This is a genomic window from Pseudomonas sp. 14P_5.3_Bac1, assembly GCF_025466135.1.
In the GTDB taxonomy this organism is placed as follows: domain Bacteria; phylum Pseudomonadota; class Gammaproteobacteria; order Pseudomonadales; family Pseudomonadaceae; genus Aquipseudomonas.
Genome location: NZ_JANLOF010000077.1, coordinates 112,214 through 130,628, shown reverse-complemented (window position 1 = coordinate 130,628; position 18,415 = coordinate 112,214). Strand labels below are relative to the sequence as shown.

Genomic DNA, 18,415 nt, shown 5'->3' with positions numbered 1-18,415 from the left:
AAAGGCCAGAACCTTGTCCATTAGCGACATGGCCCACTCTGATCCCGACGCGCAACCCCCGTGGTATGGGGGCTGGTCGCGATAAGTATGTGAATGTCGCAGATAGGTAAATGGACGTTTCTCGCGTTACGCAGAATCGCCACCATCAGGCCGATATACGGCTGCGGAGAACAGCATGTCCAACAGCTTCCTGAATCCGGTCACCACCCAGACCTGGGCCAATGGTCGGCACATTGTCCGTTGCGTCAAAGTCATCCAGGAAACCTGGGACGTGCGCACCTTCTGCTTCATGGCCGACCAGCCGATCCTGTTCTTTTTCAAGCCGGGGCAGTTCGTCACCCTGGAGCTGGAAATCGACGGCCAGCCGATCATGCGCTCCTACACCATCTCCAGTTCACCGTCGGTGCCGTACAGCTTTTCGGTGACGATCAAACGCGTGCCGGGCGGCAAGGTTTCCAACTGGCTGCACGACACGCTGCACGAAGGCCAGGAGCTGGCGGTGCACGGGCCGGTGGGGCTGTTCAATGCCATCGATTTCAGCAACCCGAAAGTGCTGTATCTGAGCGGCGGCGTTGGCATCACGCCGGTGATGTCCATGGCGCGGTGGTATTACGACACCAACGCCAATGTCGACATGACCTTTATCCACAGCGCGCGCTCACCCAAAGACATCATTTACCACCGCGAGCTGGAACACATGGCGTCGCGGATCGACAACTTCAGCCTGCACCTGATCTGTGAAAAACACGGCCTGGGCGAGCCCTGGGCCGGTTATCGCGGCTACCTGAACCACAAGATGCTCGAACTGATGGTGCCGGACTTCCTCGAGCGCGAAGTGTTCTGCTGTGGCCCTACGCCGTACATGAACGCGGTGAAGCGCCTGCTGGAAGTGGCGGGCTTTGACATGACGCGCTACCACGAAGAGTCCTTTGGCGCGACACCGCCGGAAGCGCGTGCCGACGCGGTGGAGCAAGCCGAACAGGCCGCCGACGCACCGGAAATCGACTTGGCCGACCTGCATCAGGTGGAATTCATTGCGTCGGGCAAGAGCATTCGCGTGGCACCGGGCGAAACTGTCCACGCCGCTGCGGCCAAGCTTGGCCTGCTGATTCCCAAAGCCTGCGGGATGGGCATCTGCGGCACCTGCAAGGTGATGAAGCTGGGCGGGGAGGTCGAGATGGACCACAACGGCGGGATTACCGAAGAAGACGAGGCCGAAGGCTACATCCTGTCGTGCTGCAGCGTGCCGAAGGGTGATGTGCGTATCGAGTTCTGATAGGCCAAACCCTCAAGCGGGCAGGGTCAAATGTGGGAGGGGGCAAGCCCCCTCTCACATTTTGTTCAATGGTGAATTCAGGCGCCCATCACTTCGCGGATATCTGCCGCCAATTCGCGCACGCGCTCTTCTTCGGTATCCCACGCACACATGAACCGCGCGCCGCCTTTGCCGATGAAGGTGTAAAAGCGCCAGCCCTTGGCCGTCAAGGCCTCGATGGCCGCTTCCGAGAGTTGCAGGAACACGCCGTTGGCTTGCACCGGGAACATCAATTCCACACCAGGAATGTCTGCCACCAGGCTGCTCAGCAATTGCGCGCAGTGGTTGGCGTGGCGTGCGTGTTTGAGCCAGGCGTCGTTTTCCAGCAGGCCCACCCACGGCGCCGAGAGGAAGCGCATTTTCGACGCCAACTGACCGGCCTGTTTGCAGCGGTAGTCGAAGTCTTCAGCCAGCTTGTGGTTGAAGAACAGGATGGCTTCACCCACCGCCATGCCGTTTTTCGTGCCGCCGAAGCACAATACGTCCACGCCGGCTTTCCAGGTCAAGTCGGCCGGGGAACAGCCGAGGAACGCGCAGGCGTTGGAGAAGCGTGCGCCGTCCATGTGCAGGTTCAGGCCCAGTTCTTTGCAGGTGGCACTGATCGCGCGGATTTCTTGCGGGGTGTACACGCTGCCGACTTCGGTGGCTTGGGTCAGGGTGACCACGCGTGGTTTGGGGTAATGAATGTCCTGGCGCTTGAGCGCGATCTCGCGGATCGATTCCGGGGTCAGCTTGCCGTTTTCAGTGCGGGCGGTGAGCAGTTTGGAGCCGTTGGAGAAAAACTCCGGCGCGCCGCATTCGTCGGTTTCGACGTGGGCGGTTTCCGAGCAAATCACGCTATGGTAGCTCTGGCACAGCGAGGACAGCGCCAGCGAGTTGGCGGCGGTGCCGTTGAAGGCGAAGAAGACTTCGCAGTCGGTTTCGAACAGATTGCGGAAACCGTCGGCGGCGCGGTGGGTCCATTCATCATCGCCATAGGCGCGCTGATGGCCCTGGTTGGCGAGTTCCATGGCGGCCCAGGCTTCCGGGCAGATGCCGGAATAGTTGTCGCTGGCGAATTGTTGGCTCTTGTCGGTCATGGCCCATTCCTGTGGTCGATGTTGGTGCGCACTGTAACCAAGAATGTTGGGCGGGCGCACGCACTGTAAATGCAAAGTCACTGGGGAATTATGCACGGTACTGAAACGATTCCTGCCAAGCAGGCGCGCGATGGCGCCTTGGACCTGCTCAAGTGGTTGGCGCTGCTGAGCATGGTCCTGGATCACCTGCGCTATGTGGGTTGGAGCCTGGATGGCCTGTACGTTCCGGGGCGCCTGGCATTCCCGTGGTTTTGCCTGGCGATTGCGGCAAACCTGCACCGGGTCAAGGATGCGCCGGTAACGGGCCAATGGCGTTACCTGGGCTGGCTGCTGCTGTTCAGTGTGATCAGCGAAGTGCCGTACCGACTGTTTATCGACGATGCCGATACCTTGAACGTGCTGCCGACCCTGGCGCTGGGCCTGCTGGTTGCCCGAGGATGGCAGCAGAAGGCGCTCGTTGATCGAGGATTGGCACTGATCGCCCTCGCTTTGGGCGCGGTGTTTACCACGCAGTTGATGTTCGGTTTTTTCGGTGTCTTGCTGCCGCTGGCGATGCTGATGGTGTTTCGTCGACCTTGGTATTTCAGCGTGTTGCCAGGGTTGGTCTGTGTGGCCGCCAATCAATGGCAGATTTTGCTCAACAGCGGCACGCCCGTGGCGCTTTTGGGATTGGCCGCTTGCCTGATCGCGCCATTGGCCGGTTTGGTCTTGTTGCGACAGGCCAAAAACGTCTCGCCTCCGGCCATGCGCCGTTGGGCGTATGCCCTGTATCCACTGCATTTCCTGATGTTGCTACTCGTGCGCAAGATCATCGCCTAACCCGTGTGGGAGGGGGCTTGCCCCCGATGGCAGTGTGTCTGCCGACACATGTGCAAGCTGATCCACCGCTATCGGGGGCAAGCCCCCTCCCACATTTGTTCTGCGTTGTTGCCGCTATGTCGTAAACGCACCTTTGCGTGGCGTCCGTAGGCATTTGACCTGTCTGCGCCAGCCCTACCATCGCATCAAAGGGCCCTGCACGGGCCTCAACAATACGAAAGGCTGGGAGAGACGCGATGTTCAGCAAAAAAGACCAGATCCAGGGATATGACGACGCCTTGCTGGCGGCGATGAATGCCGAGGAGCAGCGTCAGGAAGATCATATCGAGCTGATCGCGTCAGAGAACTACACCAGCAAACGCGTGATGGAAGCTCAGGGCAGCGGCCTCACCAACAAATACGCCGAAGGCTACCCCGGCAAGCGCTACTACGGTGGCTGCGAGCACGTGGACAAGGTTGAAGCCCTGGCCATCGAGCGCGCCAAGCAGCTGTTCGGCGCCGATTACGCCAACGTGCAGCCGCACTCCGGCTCGTCCGCCAACAGCGCGGTTTACCTGGCGCTGCTGAACGCCGGCGACACCATCCTCGGCATGAGCCTGGCCCATGGCGGTCACTTGACCCACGGCGCCAAAGTGTCGTCCTCGGGCAAGCTGTACAACGCGGTGCAATACGGCATCAACACTGACACCGGCCTGATCGACTACGACGAAGTCGAGCGCCTGGCGGTGGAGCACAAGCCGAAAATGGTCGTGGCGGGTTTCTCTGCCTATTCCAAGACTTTGGATTTCCCACGTTTCCGCGCGATTGCCGACAAGGTTGGCGCGCTGCTGTTTGTCGACATGGCCCACGTCGCCGGCTTGGTGGCTGCCGGTTTGTACCCGAACCCGCTGCCGTATGCCGACGTGGTCACCACCACTACCCACAAGACCCTGCGCGGTCCGCGTGGCGGTTTGATCCTGGCTAAGGCCAATGAAGAGATTGAGAAAAAACTCAACGCCGCCGTCTTCCCCGGCGCCCAGGGCGGCCCGCTGATGCATGTGATCGCCGGCAAGGCGGTGTGCTTCAAGGAAGCGGCGGAGCCTGGCTTCAAGGTCTACCAGCAACAAGTGATCGAAAACGCCCAGGCCATGGCCAGTGTGTTTATCAAGCGCGGCTACGACGTGGTGTCCGGCGGCACCGACAACCACCTGTTCCTGGTCAGCCTGATCCGTCAGGGCCTCACCGGCAAAGAGGCGGACGCCGCCCTTGGCCGCGCCCACATCACGGTCAACAAGAACGCCGTGCCGAATGACCCGCAGTCGCCGTTCGTGACCTCGGGCCTGCGCATCGGCACCCCGGCGGTGACCACGCGCGGTTTCAAAGTGCCGCAATGCATTGAGCTTGCCGGCTGGATCTGCGACATCCTCGACAACCTCGGCGACGCCGACGTCGAGGCCAACGTGGCCAAGCACGTGTCTGCCCTGTGCGCTGATTTCCCGGTTTATCGCTGAGCGCGGTTTTGGAGTAATGACTATGCAACGCTACTCGGGCTTCGGCCTCTTCAAGCACTCACTCAGCCACCACGAAAACTGGCAGAAGATGTGGCGCACGCCCACGCCGAAAAAGGTCTACGACGTGGTCATCGTCGGCGGCGGCGGGCATGGTCTGGCGACCGCCTACTACCTGGCCAAAGAACACGGCATCACCAACGTGGCTGTGGTCGAGAAAGGCTGGCTGGGCGGCGGTAACACCGCGCGCAACACCACCATCGTGCGTTCCAACTACCTGTGGGACGAGTCGGCGCACCTGTACGAACACGCGATGAAACTGTGGGAAGGCTTGTCCCAGGACCTGAACTACAACGTGATGTTCTCCCAGCGTGGCGTCTACAACCTGTGCCACACCCTGCAAGACATCCGTGATTCCGAGCGTCGCGTCAGCGCCAACCGCCTCAACGGTGTGGACGGCGAACTGCTCAATGCCAAGCAAGTGGCCGACGAGATCCCGTACCTCGACTGCTCGAAGAACACCCGCTACCCGGTCATGGGCGCCACCGTGCAACGTCGCGGCGGCGTGGCCCGTCACGACGCCGTGGCCTGGGGCTTTGCCCGTGCCGCCGACGCACTGGGCGTGGACCTGATCCAGCAGACCGAAGTCATCGGTTTCCGCAAGGAAAACGGCGTGTGCATCGGCGTCGAAACCAACAAGGGCTTTATCGGCGCCAAGCGCGTCGGTGTGGTCACGGCGGGTAACTCCGGGCACATGGCGTCGCTGGCGGGCTTTCGCCTGCCGATCGAATCCCACCCGCTGCAAGCGCTGGTGTCGGAGCCGATCAAGCCGATCATCGACAGCGTGATCATGTCCAACGCCGTGCACGGCTACATCAGCCAATCCGACAAGGGCGACCTGGTGATCGGCGCCGGCATTGACGGCTACAACGGCTACGGCCAGCGCGGCTCCTACCCGGTGATTGAACACACCATCCAGGCCATCGTCGAGATGTTCCCGGTGCTGTCCCGCGTGCGCATGAACCGCCAGTGGGGCGGCATCGTCGACACCACGCCGGATGCCTGCCCGATCATCTCCAAGACCCCGGTCCCGAACATGTTCTTCAACTGCGGTTGGGGCACCGGTGGTTTTAAAGCGACTCCAGGCTCAGGCAACGTATTTGCCGCCAGCCTCGCCAAGGGTGAAATGCACCCGTTGGCCGCTCCTTTCTCCATCGACCGTTTCCACAACGGTGCGCTGATCGACGAACACGGCGCTGCGGCCGTCGCCCACTAACAGGAGAAATTTCCTATGTTGCATATCTTCTGTCCTCACTGTGGCGAACTGCGCTCCGAAGAGGAATTCCACGCGTCCGGCCAAGCGCACATCCCGCGCCCGCTGGACCCGAACGCCTGCACCGATGAGCAGTGGGGCGACTACATGTTCTTCCGCGATAACCCGCGCGGCCTGCACCACGAGCTGTGGATTCACGCCGCCGGTTGCCGCCAGTATTTCAACGCGACCCGCGACACCGTGACCTACGAAATTCTTGAAACTTACAAGATCGGTGAGAAGCCACAATTCACCGCCAAGGCCTCTGGAGAGAAGGTATGAGCCAGATCAATCGCCTGTCCAACGGTGGCCGGATCGACCGCAACAAAGTCCTCAGCTTCAGCTTCAACGGCCAGAGCTACAAAGGCTTTGAAGGCGACACCCTGGCCGCTGCACTGCTGGCCAACGGCGTCGACATCATCGGCCGCAGCTTCAAGTATTCCCGCCCGCGCGGCATCTTCGCCGCCGGTGCCGAAGAGCCGAACGCGGTGCTGCAGATTGGCGCCACTGAAGCCACGCAAATTCCTAACGTGCGCGCCACGCAACAGGCGCTGTACCAGGGTTTGGTCGCCACCAGCACCAACGGCTGGCCGAGCGTGAACAACGACATGATGGGCATTCTCGGCAAGGTCGGCGGCAAGCTGATGCCGCCGGGTTTCTACTACAAAACCTTCATGTACCCGCAATCGTTCTGGATGACGTACGAGAAGTACATCCGTAAGGCTGCAGGTTTAGGCCGCTCGCCGACCGAGAACGACCCGGACACCTACGACTACATGAACCGTCACTGCGATGTGCTGATTGTGGGCGCTGGCCCTGCCGGTCTGTCGGCGGCCCTGGCCGCTGCTCGCAGCGGCGCGCGGGTGATCATCGCGGACGAGCAGGAAGAATTCGGCGGCTCCTTGCTGGATTCCCGTGAAAGCCTCGATGGCAAGCCGGCCGCCGAATGGGTTGCCAGCTCGATCGCGGAACTCAAAGCCCTGCACGATGTAGTGCTGCTGCCTCGCGCCACCGTCAACGGCTACCACGACCATAACTTCCTGACCATTCACGAGCGCCTTACCGATCACCTCGGTGACCGTGCGCCGATCGGCCAGGTGCGTCAGCGTATCCACCGTGTGCGCGCCAAGCGTGTCGTGTTGGCCACTGGTGCGTGCGAGCGTCCGCTGGTGTACGGCAACAACGACGTGCCGGGCAACATGCTGGCCGGTGCGGTCTCGACTTACGTGCGTCGCTACGGTGTGGCACCGGGCAAGAAGCTGGTGCTGTCGACCAACAACGATCATGCCTACCGCGTTGCGCTGGACTGGTTCGACGCCGGCCTCACCGTTGTCGCCGTAGCCGATGCTCGCCACAACCCACGGGGCGCGCTGGTTGAAGAAGCCCGTGCCAAAGGCATTCGCATCCTCACCGGCAGTGCCGTGATCGAAGCTCGTGGCAGCAAGCACGTCACCGGCGCCCGCGTGGCCGCCATCGACGTCAAGGCCCACAAAGTCACCAGCCCCGGAGAATGGCTGGAGTGCGACCTGGTGGCCAGCTCCGGTGGCTACAGCCCGGTGGTTCACCTGGCCTCGCACCTGGGCGGCAAGCCGACCTGGCGTGAAGACATCCTCGGTTTCGTACCGGGCGAAGCACCGCAGAAACGCGTGTGCGTCGGTGGTATCAACGGCGTCTACGGCCTGGGCGACTCCCTGGCAGACGGTTTTGAAGGTGGCGTGCGCGCGGCCAGCGAAGCCGGTTTTGCACCGGTGGAAGGCACACTGCCCAAAGCTTTGAGCCGTCTGGAAGAGCCGACCCTGGCGCTGTTCCAGGTACCCCACGAAAAAGCCACTGCACGGGCGCCGAAGCAATTTGTCGACCTGCAAAACGACGTCACCGCCGCCGCCATCGAACTCGCCACCCGCGAAGGTTTCGAGTCGGTGGAGCACGTCAAACGCTACACCGCGCTGGGCTTCGGCACCGATCAGGGCAAGCTCGGCAACGTTAACGGCCTGGCCATTGCGGCCCGCTCGCTGAACGTGACCATCCCGCAGATGGGCACCACCATGTTCCGCCCCAACTACACGCCGGTGACCTTCGGCGCGGTAGCGGGCCGCCACTGTGGGCATATCTTCGAGCCGGTGCGCTACACCGCGCTGCACGCCTGGCACGTGAAAAACGGTGCCGAGTTTGAAGACGTCGGCCAGTGGAAACGCCCGTGGTACTTCCCGCGCAACGGTGAGGACTTGCACGCCGCGGTCAAACGCGAATGCCTGGCCGTACGCGACAGCGTCGGCCTGCTGGATGCGTCCACCCTCGGCAAGATCGACATTCAAGGCCCGGATGCCCGCGAATTCCTCAACCGTATCTACAGCAACGCCTGGACCAAGCTCGACGTGGGCAAGGCCCGCTACGGCCTGATGTGCAAGGAAGACGGCATGGTCTTCGACGACGGCGTCACCGCCTGCCTCGCCGACAACCACTTCCTGATGACCACCACCACCGGCGGCGCCGCTCGCGTATTGCAGTGGCTGGAAATCTACCAACAGACCGAGTGGCCGGACCTCAAGGTGTACTTCACCTCGGTCACCGACCATTGGGCGACCATGACCCTGTCCGGCCCCAACAGCCGCAAGCTGCTGGCCGAAGTGACCGATATCGACCTGGACAAGGACGGCTTCCCGTTCATGACCTGGAAAGAAGGCTTGGTGGGCGGCGTGCCGGCGCGGGTGTTCCGTATCTCGTTTACCGGTGAGCTGTCGTTTGAGGTCAACGTGCAGGCCGACTACGCCATGGGCGTGCTCGAACAGATCGTCGAGGCCGGCAAGAAGTACAACCTGACGCCGTACGGCACCGAGACCATGCACGTGCTGCGGGCCGAGAAGGGCTTCATCATCGTCGGCCAGGACACCGACGGCTCGATGACCCCGGACGACCTGAACATGGGCTGGTGCGTAGGCCGTACCAAACCGTTCTCGTGGATCGGCTGGCGCGGGATGAACCGTGAAGACTGCGTGCGTGAAGAGCGCAAGCAACTGGTGGGCTTGAAGCCGATTGATCCGACCGTGTGGCTGCCGGAAGGCGCGCAGCTGGTGTTCGATCCGAAGCAGACGATCCCGATGAAGATGGTCGGTCACGTCACCTCAAGCTATGCGCATAACTCGCTGGGTTACTCGTTTGCGATGGCGGTGGTGAAGGGCGGTTTGAAGCGCATCGGCGAGCGGGTGTTCTCACCGCAGGCCGATGGCAGCGTGATCGAGGCGGAGATTGTGTCCTCGGTGTTCTTTGACCCGAAAGGTGAGCGGCAGAACATCTGATAGACCGAGGCGCCTGCATCGCAGGCAAGCCAGCTCCCACATGTTGAAATGCATTCCCTGTGGGAGGGGGCTTGCCCCCGATGAGGCCATTAGCCGCACAACAGAATTCAGATAGGTGCTTTATGACAGCAGCCAATGTTTACCAACAACGCCCCACCACCGGTGCCAAGGCCGAGTCGTCGCTGCACCATGCCGACCTCGCCAGCCTGGTCGGCAAGGGCCGCAAGAATGCCGGCGTGACCGTGCGTGAAAAGAAACTGCTCGGCCACCTGACCCTTCGTGGCGATGGCCACGATGCGGCCTTCGCCGCCGGCGTGCACAAAGCCCTCGGCATCGAACTGCCTGGCGCCCTGCAAGTCATCATCAACGGCGAAACCAGCCTGCAATGGCTCGGCCCGGATGAGTGGCTGCTGGTGGTGCCAAGCGGTGAAGAATTCGCCGCCGAGCAAAACCTGCGCGCCGCCTTGGGCGACCTGCACATCCAGGTCGTCAACGTCAGCGGCGGCCAGCAAATCCTCGAACTCAGCGGCCCGAATGTGCGCGACGTGCTGATGAAGTCCACCAGTTACGACGTGCACCCCAACAACTTCCCGGTGGGCAAGGCGGTGGGCACAGTGTTCGCCAAGTCGCAACTGGTGATCCGCCACACGGCCGAAGACACCTGGGAACTGGTGATTCGTCGCAGCTTCTCGGACTACTGGTGGCTGTGGCTGCAGGATGCGTCCGCCGAATTCGGCCTGAGTGTTCAAGCCTGAGGAGTTACACACGATGAGCCGCGCACCTGATACATGGATTTTGACCGCCGACTGCCCCAGCGTGCTCGGCACGGTGGACGCGGTCACCCGCTACCTGTTCGAACAGGGCTGCTACGTCACCGAGCACCATTCGTTCGATGACCGCCTCTCGGGCCGGTTTTTTATTCGTGTGGAATTCCGCCAGCCCGACGGTTTTGACGAGCAAGCTTTCCGCGACGGCCTGGCCACGCGCGGTGAAGCCTTTGGCATGATCTTCGAGCTGACGGCGCCTAACTACCGGCCAAAAGTGGTGATCATGGTCTCCAAGGCCGATCACTGCCTCAACGACCTGCTGTACCGCCAGCGCATCGGCCAATTGTCGATGGACGTGGTCGCGGTGGTGTCCAACCACCCTGATCTCAAGCCATTGGCCGACTGGCACCAGATTCCCTACTACCATTTCCCCCTCGACCCCAACGACAAACCGTCCCAGGAGCGTCAGGTGTGGCAAGTGATTGAAGAGACCGGCGCCGAACTGGTGATTCTTGCGCGCTACATGCAAGTGCTGTCGCCGGAGCTGTGCCGCAAGCTGGATGGCAAGGCCATCAACATTCATCACTCGTTGCTGCCGGGGTTCAAGGGCGCCAAGCCGTATCACCAGGCCTACAACAAGGGCGTGAAGCTGGTCGGCGCTACCGCGCATTACATCAACAATGACCTGGACGAGGGCCCGATCATTGCCCAAGGCGTGGAGGTGGTGGACCACAGTCACTATCCCGAGGATTTGATTGCCAAGGGGCGGGATATCGAAGGGCTGACATTGGCCCGGGCGGTGGGGTATCACATTGAGCGCCGGGTGTTCTTGAATGCCAATAGAACGGTGGTGCTCTGACTGAAGCCATCGGGGGCAAGCCCCCTCCCACCTTTGATGTGTGAATGCAGTCAACTGTGGGAGGGGGCTTGCCCCCGATGAGGCCCTCACAAACAACACAAGAAACAGCATCTGTAACCCGAGCACTTAAACGCGCTGCCTGCCTGGGCAACGCGGTTCCATAAAAACAACAGCGAGGTGAAAGCATGTCTGGTAATCGTGGTGTCGTGTATCTCGGCAACGGCAAGGTCGAAGTACAGAAAATCGACTATCCCAAAATGCAGGACCCCCGTGGCAGGAAGATTGAGCACGGCGTCATCCTGCGCGTGGTCTCCACCAACATCTGCGGCTCCGACCAACACATGGTGCGCGGCCGTACCACCGCCCAGACTGGCCTGGTCCTGGGGCATGAAATCACCGGCGAAGTGATCGAAAAGGGCAGCGACGTCGAAAACCTGAAAATCGGCGACCTGGTCTCGGTGCCGTTCAACGTCGCGTGCGGCCGCTGCCGCTCCTGCAAGGAACAACACACCGGCGTGTGCCTGACCGTCAACCCGGCCCGCGCCGGTGGCGCCTATGGCTACGTCGATATGGGCGACTGGACCGGCGGCCAGGCCGAATACGTGCTGGTGCCGTACGCCGACTTCAACCTGCTGAAACTGCCGGACCGCGACAAGGCCATGGAGAAAATCCGCGACCTGACCTGCCTCTCCGACATCCTGCCCACCGGCTACCACGGCGCCGTCACCGCCGGCGTCGGCCCGGGCAGCACGGTGTATATCGCCGGCGCCGGCCCGGTTGGCCTGGCCGCAGCCGCTTCGGCACGGTTGCTGGGCGCCGCTGTGGTGATCATCGGCGACGTCAACCCGATCCGCCTGGCACACGCCAAAGCGCAGGGCTTTGAAATTGCCGACCTGTCCAAAGACACGCCTCTGCACGAACAGATCGCCGCACTGCTGGGCGAGCCGGAAGTTGACTGCGCCGTCGATGCCGTAGGCTTCGAAGCCCGTGGCCACGGCCATGAAGGCGCCAAGGCAGAAGCACCGGCCACCGTGCTCAACTCGCTGATGGGCGTGGTCCGCGTGGCGGGCAAAATCGGCATTCCTGGCCTGTACGTCACCGAAGACCCAGGCGCTGTCGACGCCGCCGCGAAGATGGGCAGCCTGAGCATTCGCTTCGGGTTGGGCTGGGCTAAATCCCACAGCTTCCACACCGGCCAAACCCCGGTGATGAAGTACAACCGCCAGTTGATGCAGGCGATCATGTGGGACCGTATCAACATTGCCGAAATCGTTGGCGTGCAGGTCATCAGCCTGGATGACGCGCCGCGTGGGTACGGCGAGTTCGATGCGGGTGTGCCGAAGAAGTTTGTGATTGATCCGCATAAGATGTTTAGCGCGGCGTAAGGTTGAGCGTCAGTATGAGGGCGCCTCTGTGCGCCCTTGTATTAGGTGGTCAGTAAAAATACAAAAAATACGAGCTGATCATCATGGTTGTAGCGGAAGTTAAAAGGATGAGTGATGGTATGACCATCCAATATTTGAGTGCGCGTGGGATTTTCTCAACGTCTTCGACGAGTGCCAAGCGCCGCCATTGAAATATTCCTGGGATAACAATGACCGTCGCCATGGCCAATACGCGCTGCGGCCTCCCATCGAACGGGGTATTGCGAAAAGTATTCCTGTTTCCGGTGATGTAAGTGCTGCATTGCATATAGCGTTCTGCGGCATCCAATTTTTCAAACATGACATAGGTGATGAGCGGAAAGCTGAGTAACATAATGGCGCCCGCGCACATGCCGATATATTCCAAGGCCATTTAATCCTTTACCGTCCTATAGAGGAGTTTACCCGCGCCTTCGCCCATTGCGCTTCCTAGCTTGCCGCCTGCGAGCCCAATTGCGGCGCCCGCTGTAGGTATGCCAAAAACGAGCATACAAGCGCCAGTACCGACCTGGGCCCCAATTATCCCGCCTGCTGATGCGCCGCCAACGCCAAGCACTAACTTCCCTCCTTCGACATATTTTGCTTGGGTGCATTCTTGCTCACGTCCTGTCGAGCATGCCTCCGCAATTTCCAGCGCTGCCGCCCCTCCATCTAGCGCAATACCAATATAGGCGCCCTTCTTCAAGATCTGCGAGGCTTTAGCTATACGCTTGACTCTTTCTTCATACCCACGAATCTCCCCATGCTGCCAGTAACTTTTGCTGGAAATGCCCAACATCTTTTTAATCGAACCTTCGTTTTTCAAACCTGTTCCAAACCGGGCCATCCCGGATAGTTGCCCATCGAGCTTCGCAAACAGCGCCCGACGTTTGATCAGAAACTCATCTCTCGCAGCTGGGGTGCCCTTGGTTAAGTACTGCTTATGCAAATCGTCGATTTCCTTGAGGGTTGTCTCGATTTGCGCCAAGTGCTTGCTCCAGGCGCTACTGGCACTGCCAATGCCCAGGGACGCATGGGCCATGATGGCCTGCAACTGATCGTAGTTTTTGATCAGGAATTGATCCGTCGCGGAGTGGGCGAACAATGCCTGTTTAATGTTCTGCGCCGAGCGCATCAGTTGGGCTTCTTCCGTCGTGCAAGACGCGGTACGCGCATCGGGAATGATCACCAACTGCCCTGGCAATACCACGACGTTGCGGATGTGTTGGTTGAGGGTGTCGAACTTGGTTTGAATGTGAGGGTTGAGCGAAAGGTCGAGTTTAAGTAGCGGATAAGGCTGCGGCCGTTCATTAATAAATGCGTAAGGTCCCTGCATAGCGTGCACCTCCAAGTGACTGAGGCGCACGACTATAAGAAGCTGCTACAGGTGAGGTAAGACGCGTGCAGGGGCGTTTTTGACGTTTCAGAAAGGGACTACGCAAGTCCCGGCAGACGCTGACAAGTGTGAGTCATTCAAGCTTGGTAAGTCGCAGGTACGGATCCGCCACTTCGCCGTTTTTTATCACCCGCTTGCCGCCATAGTCGCAGTGAGTTTTACCGTCGCGCTCGTTGATTTCCTCGGGTTTGAGTTCGTACTCCGGGGCCAGGTAGTCGTCGCTGGTACCGGCGGTTTGGCCGGTCCATGTGTTGCCGTTGGCAGACGCGGTGTATTGATAACCTTCGCCATACGGCGCAGGGAGGTCGGGGTCTGTGTAGGGTGTGGAGTTGATATCGGCAGTGGCGGGGCATTGGCCAATGTCGGCGGCCGGCGCAGGGGGTTGCGGCGTGCTGAATACGCTGAAGATGGAGATCAATCCGATCATGGTGGTTACAGCTCCTGAGTAGGGATGCCCGATAGGGGTAGCCTTGGGTGAGCTGCAGCGATGGTTGGGTTCCGAGTTAAGGTTGTTTCGCGTGTAGGAAAGGGCAACTGGGCGCTGCCCTTCTTTGCATCGGGTATTTAAGCCTGCAAGCGCCGGCTGATCACATCCAGCAGATCACAGCCATCGCGCAATGGAATGGCGCAAAGCAAGGCGAAGTCCTGGAGGACAAGGTTGTCGGTGTTCAGGCCCTCACGAAACGCGAGGTTTTCCATGACTTGAGTCACCGCGCGGATGCGGTAGACGGCGGCGTCGTGGAGTACGTCGAGCGGGACTTGGGTGTCGATAAGCAGGGAAGGGGTGGTGCTGTCGTGGCCGGTGAGCGGCATGTATCGGTTCATGTTTTAAAACCCATTCAAGTAGAGGTGGGCTACACACTTATTCGTCGCCAAACGAATGGGTGGCAGCTGTACGCAGGTTGGCGAACCGGGAATGGAACCGGCAGACCCGAAGGTCTCCCGCGCACAGCCACCATGAAAGCAGCTATTGCGGACGCAAAAGAACCTGCAAAAAAGCAGAAGCTTTTGCACCATTCACCCGAGTCGCCAAACCCGTGTCGCCATGTGGACGACCGCCGAACTATAAGCGCCATCCATCGCCAGGAGCAAGTCGCCTGGGCGATGATGATCACCTGTGGGTCACCGATGGGTGAATGAGCATTTGGTGGCGTCAGCGTCTTCGCAATAGGTGCCTTTCCATTCACCTGTAGGCGTGAGGTTCCATTCAGTGACGGATTTGAGCGTGACCGAAAGCTGTGCGTCGTTACCCATTGGCCCCTTGTAGGTGCAGGTGACGGCTTTGTGTTGTGCATCGTATCGGGCATCGTGGAACGTCGAGTCACTGAGGTAGGAGGCGGTCGCTGACGGGTTTTTGCCGGTCCAGGTAAGCCCGCCCGGCGGTGAGGCTGCATAGCTATAACCGCCACCGGCCATCGCGGTTTGATGGATGCTCTGGATCGGTGGGCAGGTTGCGGTCGCTGCGATGGCATTTGCTACCAGCCCTGTCATTGCAGACAAACCTGCAAGCAGTGCGCGCTTCATGGTGAGCTTCCTGGAGGGGCCGGAGGCTCATGCTGCGGGCGATCGTGAGGCCTGGCTACTGGTATAAATGACAGTTTTTTAGTGTTTTTTCTTATTGCTGAGGTGATGGTTATTTCAATGTCGCCCAGCCGATGAAGATCAAATGTGGGAGCTGGCTTGCCTGCGATTGCGGTCGGCCAGCCAACCTGTCTCTGGCTGACCCACCGCTATCGCAGGCAAGCCAGCTCCCACAGGGATTTATGGGGTGTCAGCGCGAGGCGAGTGCGCCTTGGTACAGGACCGGTCCGGTTGGTTGGCCGGACGGTGAACCGCCTTGTGGCTCCAGGCTGACGGCGAGGGTCACGGGGGCGGTCAACAGCGCTTGCTGCTCTTTACTCAACTGGATGCGGCCTTTACCCGAGCTGGGCACCAAGCCCAGTGAGATCGGTTTACCTCCGGGCGCAATCGCCCACAATTCCAGGGCGCGCGTCGGCTCTACAGCGGCCAACGTCAACGGCTCCACTTGCAGGTGATCGCCAAATGCCTGGATCTGCATTGCCGGTTGCTGGTTGGCCGCAACCAGCGTGGCGTTGTACTCGGCGCCGATGTCATGCTGATAAAGCACGCCGACCAACACGGCGACGACGACCGCACATGCAGCCGCCAGCAGACGGAAGTTCATCCAGAACGGCTTCTTCGCCGGCAAATGCAGCACTTGCGGCTCGATCCGTGCCTTGATGCCTGCCCACACATGATTCGGCACCGGGCGTTCGGGCAGTGCGCCGGTCAGGCTGGCGAGGGCATCCTGCCAGTGGCCGAGTTCGACGCGCAGCGCAGCGTCCTCCAATAACAGGGCGTCGAAGCGCCGACGGGCGGTAGCCGGCATCAGGCCGATCGCGTAGTCGGCGGCCAGGGCGCGGCGCAGGGCGGTGGTTTGATAGTTCATGATTCAAGGCACCTGCGCAGGCGCTCCATGCCACGGCGAATCCAGGATTTGACCGAGCCCAGGGGCGCCGCCAAGTGGTCGGCCAGTTCCGAGCACGACAGGCCCCGGAAGTAAGCCACGGTGATCGATTGGCGCTGCATGCCATCGAGGCTGTCGAGGCAGCGGTTGAGGGCGCGGGCCTCGCGCTCGCTGTCGAGCTGTTCGTGGGCGCTGGGGCTGTCGTCGAGCAGGGCGTCCTGCTGGCCGTCGGCCAAGGGCTGTTCACGGTGCTTGCGCAACTGGTCGATGGCCAGGTTACGGGTGATGTTCACCATCCAGGTCATCGGCGCCGCCAGGTGCGCCTCGTAGCGCGAAGCGTTGTACCAGATGCGCACAAAGGCTTCCTGCAGCACTTCTTCAGCCAGGTCCTTGCGCCCCATGAACCGGAATGCAACACCGTGCAGGCGTGGCGAGACACTGCGGTAGAGGGTCTCGAACGCCTGGCGGTTGCCCAGGGCGCACTGCGCCAGCAGGGGCTGCAACGGGTCAGCATCGTTGGTGGAAATAGGGCTTCTCCAGGCTCTCGAACGAGGGCGACGGGACTGCGCACGGTAGGCAGAGGGTAGTCCAGCTTGAGCATTCATTCCATCCGACTCCGAGCGGTGCATGCTGGGTATACGCGCGGTAGGGTGATTTGGATGCAGCTTTTTCTGAACTAATCTTCAGGTGGGAACAATCCTTCGGGACTGTCAGTCCAACGCCTGCTTTTAGCTCCTACATTCAGAGGTTGTCTTGATGAAGATTTCACGCGGTTTTGCCCTGTCCTGCCTGATGACCGTGGCCGCCAGCCCGGTGTTTGCCGCAGGTTTCAGCCTCGGTGACGTGGCCAACGCCGTTTCCAGCGCCCAGGGCAGCAACAACAAGGCGGCTGCAGCAGCGCCAAGTTCCCAGACCGCAGGCCTGCTGAGCGCCCTGACTTCGCAACTGAACGTCACCCCTGAACAAGCCGTCGGCGGTACCGGCGCCATGCTGGGCCTGGCCAAGAACCAATTGAGCAGCACCGACTATTCGCAATTGGGCAAAAGCGTGCCCGGCCTGGATAAGCTCGCGGGGAACAACTCCCTGGGCAGCCTCGGCGCCTTGAGCGGGATGCTCGGCCAGAGCGGCGGCAGCAAAACCAGCGGCCTGGACAGCGTGCTGGGTAACGTGAAGAACACCAACGACCTGAACACCGCCTTCAGCGCGCTGGGCATGGATAACAGCATGATCGGCAAGTTTGCGCCGGTAATCCTGCAATATCTGGGTGGTCAGGGCGCCAACGAATCGGTGCTGGGCAAACTCGCCTCGGCCTGGGGCACTGGCAGCTAAATAGGCTCCGCGCGCAGTTGGGCGATGCGCGCGTCCTTCTCCCTCCAGAGCTGGTTCACCCAGTTCTGGACGGTCTGGCGAAAGGCCGGATCACTCTCGTAATCGCCCTGCCATAGCGCTGGGTCGAGTTCCCGGGTGCGAATGTCGATGATCACTTTGGGCACCGCGCCGCTGATCAAATCCCAAAACCCTGGAATCTTTTGCTGCGGATAGACCACGGTCACGTCGAGCACCGCATCCAGTTGTTCACCCAGCGCTGCCAACACAAACGCCACGCCGCCCGCCTTGGGTTTGAGCAACCGGGCATACGGTGAATCCTGCTGCTTGTGTTTGACCGCGTTGAACCGCGTGCCTTCCAGGTAATTCACCACGGTCACCGGCTGGCGCTTGAACAGCTCGCAGGCCTCTTTGGTGATTTTCAGGTCCTGGCCTGCCAGCTCCGGGTGCTTGGCCAGGAACGCCTTGGTGTAGCGCTTCATGAAGGGGTAATCCAGCGCCCACCACGCCAGGCCGAGGAAGGGCACCCAGATCAGCTCTTTTTTCAGGAAGAATTTGAAGAACGGCGTGCGCCGGTTGAGCGCCTGGATCAGCGCCGGAATATCCACCCAGGACTGATGATTGCTGATCACCAGGTAAGAGGTGTCGCCACGTAGCTGCGCGCCACCGCGGATGTCCCATTGGGTGGGGATGCACAGCGAAAAAATCAGCTTGTCGATTTCAGCCCAGGTCTCGGCGATCCACATCACGGCCCACGAGGCATAGTCGCGATAGCGCCCGGGCGCCACCAGCTTGAGCAGGGCAAACAGCATCAACGGCCCGAACAGCACCAGGGTGTTGAGCAATAGCAGCAGTGTGACGAAACAGCCGGTGAGCAGGCGGCGCATAA

General features: G+C 60.8%; 19 protein-coding genes. 10 read left to right on the top strand and 9 right to left on the bottom strand.

Features of this window, described 5'->3' with window-relative positions:
* Positions 1-175 precede the first annotated feature (175 nt).
* A complete protein-coding gene (gene gbcB, locus NTD89_RS20725; protein WP_106575585.1) occupies positions 176-1,276 on the top strand; it encodes a glycine-betaine demethylase subunit GbcB in 1,101 nt (366 codons plus the stop codon).
* A 77-nt stretch (positions 1,277-1,353) separates the two neighbouring features.
* Here the strand turns inward: gbcB and NTD89_RS20720 are convergent, their stop codons facing one another.
* Entirely contained in the window at positions 1,354-2,394 is a 1,041-nt protein-coding gene (locus NTD89_RS20720; RefSeq protein ID WP_106575584.1) for a threonine aldolase family protein, read from the bottom strand.
* A 90-nt stretch (positions 2,395-2,484) separates the two neighbouring features.
* Between NTD89_RS20720 and NTD89_RS20715 the strand changes: the two genes are divergently transcribed.
* The 8 genes from NTD89_RS20715 (at position 2,485) to fdhA (ending at position 12,319) form a co-directional block, all read left to right on the top strand.
* The gene (locus tag NTD89_RS20715) at positions 2,485-3,213 is read left to right on the top strand and encodes a conjugal transfer protein TraX (protein ID WP_262209403.1); all 729 of its coding nucleotides are present in this window, start codon (positions 2,485-2,487) and stop codon (positions 3,211-3,213) included.
* Positions 3,214-3,449: 236 nt separating this feature from the next.
* Positions 3,450-4,703 (top strand): serine hydroxymethyltransferase, encoded by a 1,254-nt coding sequence (gene glyA, locus NTD89_RS20710; RefSeq protein ID WP_106575582.1) that lies wholly within the window; start codon positions 3,450-3,452, stop codon positions 4,701-4,703.
* A 22-nt stretch (positions 4,704-4,725) separates the two neighbouring features.
* The gene (locus tag NTD89_RS20705; RefSeq protein ID WP_003209185.1) at positions 4,726-5,976 is read left to right on the top strand and encodes a sarcosine oxidase subunit beta; all 1,251 of its coding nucleotides are present in this window, start codon (positions 4,726-4,728) and stop codon (positions 5,974-5,976) included.
* Between the two features lie 15 nt (positions 5,977-5,991).
* Entirely contained in the window at positions 5,992-6,294 is a 303-nt protein-coding gene (locus NTD89_RS20700; RefSeq protein WP_003194855.1) for a sarcosine oxidase subunit delta, read from the top strand.
* Positions 6,291-9,308, top strand: coding sequence for a sarcosine oxidase subunit alpha (locus NTD89_RS20695; RefSeq protein WP_262209401.1), 3,018 nt, complete (start codon positions 6,291-6,293; stop codon positions 9,306-9,308). The genes NTD89_RS20700 and NTD89_RS20695 overlap by 4 nt, the downstream gene beginning before the upstream one ends.
* 122 nt (positions 9,309-9,430) lie before the next feature.
* Entirely contained in the window at positions 9,431-10,063 is a 633-nt protein-coding gene (locus tag NTD89_RS20690) for a sarcosine oxidase subunit gamma (RefSeq protein WP_262209400.1), read from the top strand.
* Positions 10,064-10,076: 13 nt separating this feature from the next.
* Entirely contained in the window at positions 10,077-10,934 is an 858-nt protein-coding gene (purU, locus tag NTD89_RS20685; RefSeq protein WP_032883972.1) for a formyltetrahydrofolate deformylase, read from the top strand.
* A 185-nt stretch (positions 10,935-11,119) separates the two neighbouring features.
* Positions 11,120-12,319 carry a formaldehyde dehydrogenase, glutathione-independent gene (gene fdhA / locus NTD89_RS20680; RefSeq protein WP_242200664.1) on the top strand — a complete coding sequence of 400 codons (1,200 nt, stop codon included), beginning with the start codon at positions 11,120-11,122 and terminating at the stop codon, positions 12,317-12,319.
* Positions 12,320-12,368: 49 nt separating this feature from the next.
* Here the strand turns inward: fdhA and NTD89_RS20675 are convergent, their stop codons facing one another.
* The 7 genes from NTD89_RS20675 to NTD89_RS20645 all read right to left on the bottom strand — a co-directional run bounded on the left by NTD89_RS20675 (position 12,369) and on the right by NTD89_RS20645 (position 16,805).
* The gene (locus NTD89_RS20675; protein WP_242200667.1) at positions 12,369-12,731 is read right to left on the bottom strand and encodes a hypothetical protein; all 363 of its coding nucleotides are present in this window, start codon (positions 12,729-12,731) and stop codon (positions 12,369-12,371) included.
* Complete coding sequence (locus NTD89_RS20670; RefSeq protein ID WP_262209397.1) at positions 12,732-13,673, bottom strand: hypothetical protein; 942 nt, start codon at positions 13,671-13,673, stop codon at positions 12,732-12,734.
* Positions 13,674-13,806: 133 nt separating this feature from the next.
* Positions 13,807-14,160, bottom strand: a complete 354-nt coding sequence (locus tag NTD89_RS20665) for a hypothetical protein (protein ID WP_242200670.1) — start codon at positions 14,158-14,160, stop codon at positions 13,807-13,809.
* Positions 14,161-14,297: 137 nt separating this feature from the next.
* Positions 14,298-14,558 carry a hypothetical protein gene (locus NTD89_RS20660; RefSeq protein ID WP_237235701.1) on the bottom strand — a complete coding sequence of 87 codons (261 nt, stop codon included), beginning with the start codon at positions 14,556-14,558 and terminating at the stop codon, positions 14,298-14,300.
* A 297-nt stretch (positions 14,559-14,855) separates the two neighbouring features.
* Positions 14,856-15,257 carry a DUF3757 domain-containing protein gene (locus NTD89_RS20655; RefSeq protein WP_262209394.1) on the bottom strand — a complete coding sequence of 134 codons (402 nt, stop codon included), beginning with the start codon at positions 15,255-15,257 and terminating at the stop codon, positions 14,856-14,858.
* Positions 15,258-15,504: 247 nt separating this feature from the next.
* Positions 15,505-16,182, bottom strand: a complete 678-nt coding sequence (locus tag NTD89_RS20650) for an anti-sigma factor domain-containing protein (RefSeq protein WP_262209392.1) — start codon at positions 16,180-16,182, stop codon at positions 15,505-15,507.
* Positions 16,179-16,805: a sigma-70 family RNA polymerase sigma factor gene (locus NTD89_RS20645; protein ID WP_262209391.1), complete on the bottom strand. Its 627-nt coding sequence runs from the start codon at positions 16,803-16,805 to the stop codon at positions 16,179-16,181. Before NTD89_RS20645 ends, NTD89_RS20650 begins: the two co-directional genes overlap by 4 nt.
* A 151-nt stretch (positions 16,806-16,956) precedes the next feature.
* Between NTD89_RS20645 and NTD89_RS20640 the strand changes: the two genes are divergently transcribed.
* On the top strand, positions 16,957-17,529 hold the full coding sequence (locus tag NTD89_RS20640) for a DUF2780 domain-containing protein (protein ID WP_145157529.1): 573 nt from the start codon (positions 16,957-16,959) through the stop codon (positions 17,527-17,529).
* Here NTD89_RS20640 and NTD89_RS20635 read toward each other — a convergent pair.
* Positions 17,526-18,413 (bottom strand): acyltransferase, encoded by an 888-nt coding sequence (locus NTD89_RS20635; RefSeq protein WP_262209389.1) that lies wholly within the window; start codon positions 18,411-18,413, stop codon positions 17,526-17,528. The genes NTD89_RS20640 and NTD89_RS20635 overlap by 4 nt on opposite strands.
* Between the last annotated feature and the right edge of the window lie 2 nt (positions 18,414-18,415).

Bases quoted from the DNA above. Each gene is read 5' to 3' on its own strand.
- NTD89_RS20675 (WP_242200667.1), bottom strand. From the start codon at position 12,731: ATGGCCTTGGAATATATCGGCATGTGCGCGGGCGCCATTATGTTACTC.
- NTD89_RS20670 (WP_262209397.1), bottom strand. From the start codon at position 13,673: ATGCAGGGACCTTACGCATTTATTAATGAACGGCCGCAGCCTTATCCG.
- NTD89_RS20715 (WP_262209403.1), top strand. From the start codon at position 2,485: ATGCACGGTACTGAAACGATTCCTGCCAAGCAGGCGCGCGATGGCGCC.
- NTD89_RS20695 (WP_262209401.1), top strand. From the start codon at position 6,291: ATGAGCCAGATCAATCGCCTGTCCAACGGTGGCCGGATCGACCGCAAC.
- NTD89_RS20665 (WP_242200670.1), bottom strand. From the start codon at position 14,160: ATGATCGGATTGATCTCCATCTTCAGCGTATTCAGCACGCCGCAACCC.
- gbcB (WP_106575585.1), top strand. From the start codon at position 176: ATGTCCAACAGCTTCCTGAATCCGGTCACCACCCAGACCTGGGCCAAT.
- NTD89_RS20705 (WP_003209185.1), top strand. From the start codon at position 4,726: ATGCAACGCTACTCGGGCTTCGGCCTCTTCAAGCACTCACTCAGCCAC.
- NTD89_RS20640 (WP_145157529.1), top strand. From the start codon at position 16,957: ATGAAGATTTCACGCGGTTTTGCCCTGTCCTGCCTGATGACCGTGGCC.
- NTD89_RS20700 (WP_003194855.1), top strand. From the start codon at position 5,992: ATGTTGCATATCTTCTGTCCTCACTGTGGCGAACTGCGCTCCGAAGAG.
- NTD89_RS20645 (WP_262209391.1), bottom strand. From the start codon at position 16,805: ATGAATGCTCAAGCTGGACTACCCTCTGCCTACCGTGCGCAGTCCCGT.
- NTD89_RS20650 (WP_262209392.1), bottom strand. From the start codon at position 16,182: ATGAACTATCAAACCACCGCCCTGCGCCGCGCCCTGGCCGCCGACTAC.
- NTD89_RS20690 (WP_262209400.1), top strand. From the start codon at position 9,431: ATGACAGCAGCCAATGTTTACCAACAACGCCCCACCACCGGTGCCAAG.
- NTD89_RS20720 (WP_106575584.1), bottom strand. From the start codon at position 2,394: ATGACCGACAAGAGCCAACAATTCGCCAGCGACAACTATTCCGGCATC.
- NTD89_RS20660 (WP_237235701.1), bottom strand. From the start codon at position 14,558: ATGAACCGATACATGCCGCTCACCGGCCACGACAGCACCACCCCTTCC.
- glyA (WP_106575582.1), top strand. From the start codon at position 3,450: ATGTTCAGCAAAAAAGACCAGATCCAGGGATATGACGACGCCTTGCTG.
- purU (WP_032883972.1), top strand. From the start codon at position 10,077: ATGAGCCGCGCACCTGATACATGGATTTTGACCGCCGACTGCCCCAGC.
- NTD89_RS20655 (WP_262209394.1), bottom strand. From the start codon at position 15,257: ATGAAGCGCGCACTGCTTGCAGGTTTGTCTGCAATGACAGGGCTGGTA.
- fdhA (WP_242200664.1), top strand. From the start codon at position 11,120: ATGTCTGGTAATCGTGGTGTCGTGTATCTCGGCAACGGCAAGGTCGAA.
- NTD89_RS20635 (WP_262209389.1), bottom strand. From the start codon at position 18,413: ATGCGCCGCCTGCTCACCGGCTGTTTCGTCACACTGCTGCTATTGCTC.